At 58.9% G+C, this 3,750-nt stretch carries 3 protein-coding genes and 1 pseudogene; all 4 read right to left on the bottom strand.

The window, feature by feature from the left end:
• Window positions 1–1,542 (bottom strand): serine hydrolase domain-containing protein (locus tag AC1DT3_RS14470; protein WP_477465946.1); only part of this gene is annotated, 1,542 nt, incomplete at its 3' end.
• Between the two features lie 15 nt (window positions 1,543–1,557).
• Window positions 1,558–2,430, bottom strand: a complete 873-nt coding sequence (locus AC1DT3_RS14465) for an ABC transporter permease (protein WP_477465945.1) — start codon at window positions 2,428–2,430, stop codon at window positions 1,558–1,560.
• Window positions 2,427–3,464, bottom strand: coding sequence for an ABC transporter permease (locus AC1DT3_RS14460; RefSeq protein ID WP_477465944.1), 1,038 nt, complete (start codon window positions 3,462–3,464; stop codon window positions 2,427–2,429). The genes AC1DT3_RS14465 and AC1DT3_RS14460 overlap by 4 nt, the downstream gene beginning before the upstream one ends.
• A gap of 66 nt (window positions 3,465–3,530) precedes the next feature.
• A pseudogene (locus AC1DT3_RS14455) lies at window positions 3,531–3,750 on the bottom strand (ABC transporter substrate-binding protein); the annotation flags it as partial.

Genomic DNA, 3,750 nt, shown 5'->3' with positions numbered 1-3,750 from the left:
CCGCCCCGCGTCCACCGGTTCGCACACATGTGTGCAGAAGTACTCGATCAGACAACGCAGCTGGCCGTGGCTGTAGTGAAGATAGGTGATGTTGAAGTCCGGACCGTACTCACCGAGATGGGGTTCGATTTCCGGCGGCACCTTCTCGGTCGGGAGCGTCTCGATGCGCGACCAGGTCGCGCCCTTCCAGAAAAGAGCATTGTCCTCCGGGAAGGAAAGGCTCATGTGCGGATACTCAGCTCCGCGGCCGTAGATGCGTCCGTCAATGACAAAGTCTCTTCCCGCGACGGGCTTGATCTGCAGTGGGACGCCCTCGCCCATCAGATAGAGCTTGCCGTCCTTCAGCTTGATCTCGACCACTTCGCCGGTGCTTTCATGGCGGTAGTGTCCCGGTAGTTTGCTTACCTGGTCCTTCGAGATCGGCGGCGGGTTTTGTTGTCGCTGAAGGCGCGGCCCCATATTGCGTTCGGCAAGGGCGATCCGCAGACCATCCGCTCCCAATCTGGACGCTATCTGGTTCGCGAAATCGAGGGTGGCGAAGATGAGGACGCCGATTCCGGCAGCAGGAAGCAGCATCATCTGCGAAGCATAGCCATAGACGGCGCCGCCATGCCCGACCGATGTCCATCCATCAATGTCGCCGATGCCGAAGCACAGGCCGTAACCGTTCAGCGCCTTGTCGTGGCTGGACGGACGCTTGCCGATTGGTGTCCACATCTCCCGCAATGAGCCGGGCGAGATGATCGCACGACCGTCCGGTGCAAACCCGCCGCGCAAGAGGCATTGCGCGTAATTGGCCATGTCGCCGGTCGTCGAGAAGATGTTGCCCGCCGGAGAGCCACCAAGGCTGAAGACCGGTGCTGGGCTGTCGCCCTCGAGCGTCCACATATTAGCGGGCGCCAGCCGCTCACGGACGCCCGACGCCATGCCCGAGGACGTTTGTCGCATGTCGAGCGGGGCGAGAATATTCTCGGTGATGTATTCAGAATAACTCTTCTTCGTGACTTTCTCGATCACCATTCCGACGACGGCGATGCCCGCATTCGAGTAATGCATCGCACCGACGCTAGGGTCCTGCTTCAGGGTTGACGTCGCAAGCTCAGCCACCGTTTCGGCCAGCGGCGGGCGGTTCGCATCCAGGTAATGGCCGCTCTTCGGCTCCCTGACGATCCCCGCCGTATGGCTCATCAGCTTGCGAAGGCTGATCTGCGATCCATAAGGACCGCTCTCGCGCCCCTTGAACGGATTCAAGGGCTGAAAGTTCGGCAGGTACTCGGAAACGTCAACATCGAGGTCGACAAGCCCCTGCTCGACCAGCTGCATGATCGCCATCGACGTGAAGGTCTTTGTGATCGAGCCGATCCTAAAGCAAGTGTCGTCCCGCATGTCGAAGCTCAGATCGTGGCGCTGGATGTGCCCGCGCGCGATGGCACCATCACGATCGACAAGAGCATACGAGATGGACGGGATTTCCTTGTCCTCCACCTCGTGCCGGATCAAATCTTCAAATTGCTCGACGGCGGCAGAAGTCAGCGAGGTCACTGATGATCTCCTTCGTTAGTGGGAGTGACGAGGATCGAGGATGTCACGCAGGGTGTCGCCAACGAGATTCCAGGCCAGGACGAACAGAAAAATCGCGGCTCCGGGGAAGGCGAGCGTGTACCAATACTGGAAGGGATTGCCGGGTTGGCCGACGATCCAGTTGCGCGAATACGCGATGAACTGTCCCCAGTCGGCGTAGCCTTCTTCGGTACCGACTCCGAGAAAGCTCAGTGCAGATGCAGACAGCACCATCGAGCCGGTCGCCATCGTGGCGAGGACCAGCACCGGGAAAAAAGCATTAGGAATGATGTGCAGGACGATGAGGCGCACGTCGCTTGCGCCATAGGTTCGGGCCGCGTGAACATAGTCCATCTCGCGAATTCGCAGGATTTCGCTCCGAATGATCCGGGCGTAGCCCATCCAGCCAAACGTCGAGAGGGCTATGGTGACCGGCACGATTCCTTTCCCGAGTAGCGCTGTCAGCACCATCGCGGCGATGAGAAACGGCACGGCCATGAACACATCGACCGTTCGCATCAGGATCTCGTCGAGAAATCCGCCGTAGAACGCGGCGGTTGCGCCTACGATGGTCCCGAAGAGACAAGAGATCGCCACCACACCAAGTCCGATCTTGAACGCGGTACGGGTGCCCCAAATGACGGCGTAGTAGATATCGTATTGCCCCTCTGTCGTGCCGAAGACCGCATCGGGCGAGGGAGGCTGCGGGGTCGCGAGGAAGCCGGCCCGAGGCGTGTCGTACGGCGTCATCTGGAACTCTTGGGGAGGTGCCAGAACAGGCGCGAACACCGCGATCAGAACGAACGCGAAAAGGATGACGACGCCCAAGAGAGACATCGGGTTTCTTGCGAAATAGCGAAGGGTATTCACTTTGTCTTCACCCTCGGATCGAGAAGCGGATAGATGAGGTCGACAATCAGATTGAGGATCACAAGGACCACGGCGAAATAGAGTCCGAAGCCGAGGATCGCAGGGAAATCCAAGTTAGCCGCGGATTTGGCCGCGAATTGGCCGAGACCTGAATAATCGAAGATCGTCTCCGTGATGACGACGCCACCCATCATGTAGGCTAATTCCATTCCAGCGATCGTCGCCACGGGGAGCAACGCGTTGCGCCGCGCGTGATGCAGCTCGACGACACGGCGGGGCATGCCTTTGGCTCGCGCGGTGCGGACGTAATCCTGTCGCAACGTCTCGAGCATCGACGTGCGCATGACGCGTGTCAGGTTGGCAAGATTGACGTAGATGAGCGTTATCACCGGCGCTACGAGATGGCGAAGCGAATCGAAGAAGACGGGAAGATTGCCGTTCAGCAACGAGTCGACGGTGTTGGCCCCGGTGTAACGAACGAAGCCGGGCGAGGCCACCGCGGCTTGTGCCCATTGACTCAATCGCCCAGGCGGGAACCAGTCGAGAGCGGAATAGAAGATCAGCAACATCAACAACCCGAACACATAGACGGGAAACGACCATCCCAGGATGGTGAAGACGCGGATGACATGATCCGGCCATCGGTTGAGGTAGATGCCCGCGCGCGACCCCAGATAAACGGCAAGAAACAAACCTGGAAAAAACGCGAGGAACACGAGTTCCATCGTAGCCGGCAACAGGGAAGTCAACGCGGTGAATACCGGTTGCCGGGCAGTCTCCGACCATCCCAGATTGCCAACGAGGATGTTGCCGATCCATCGCCCATACTGAATGTAGAATGGATCGTTCAATCCATATTGTTCGATCAGGGCGCGAATGCTGTCTTGGCCGCCTTTGAGAAAGTCAGGAGAAGGAGCATACGATGCCAGTCGCTGCGTGGGCGTAAGAGACATCTGCAACCCGAATATCATCAGGGACAGAGCAAACATGACGACGGGCAGCATCAGCAGCCGCCGAAGGGCGTAGTTCRGCACACTGAAGGTTCCGGTTGGTGAAGCGGCACGAGGCCGGACAGGCGTCCTGTCCGGCCGGAAGCGAGGTCAGTTCGCTTTCTTGATCGTGGAGAAGTCCCACGCTCCGTACAGGATCATGTTGTTGACGTAGCCATCGATATTGCTGCGCGTCACGATGTAGCCGAAATCCTCCCAGAGAAACTGAGTGGTGGCATATTCGTAGGACATCTCCTGGAGCTTGGCGTAGATCGGCTCGCGAACCGTCGGATCGTTGGACGCCCATGCCTTGTCAAGCAGCGGCTTGAAC

The organism is Microvirga sp. P4_G7 (assembly GCF_056401005.1).
This window is presented reverse-complemented; position numbering and strand designations above follow the sequence as displayed.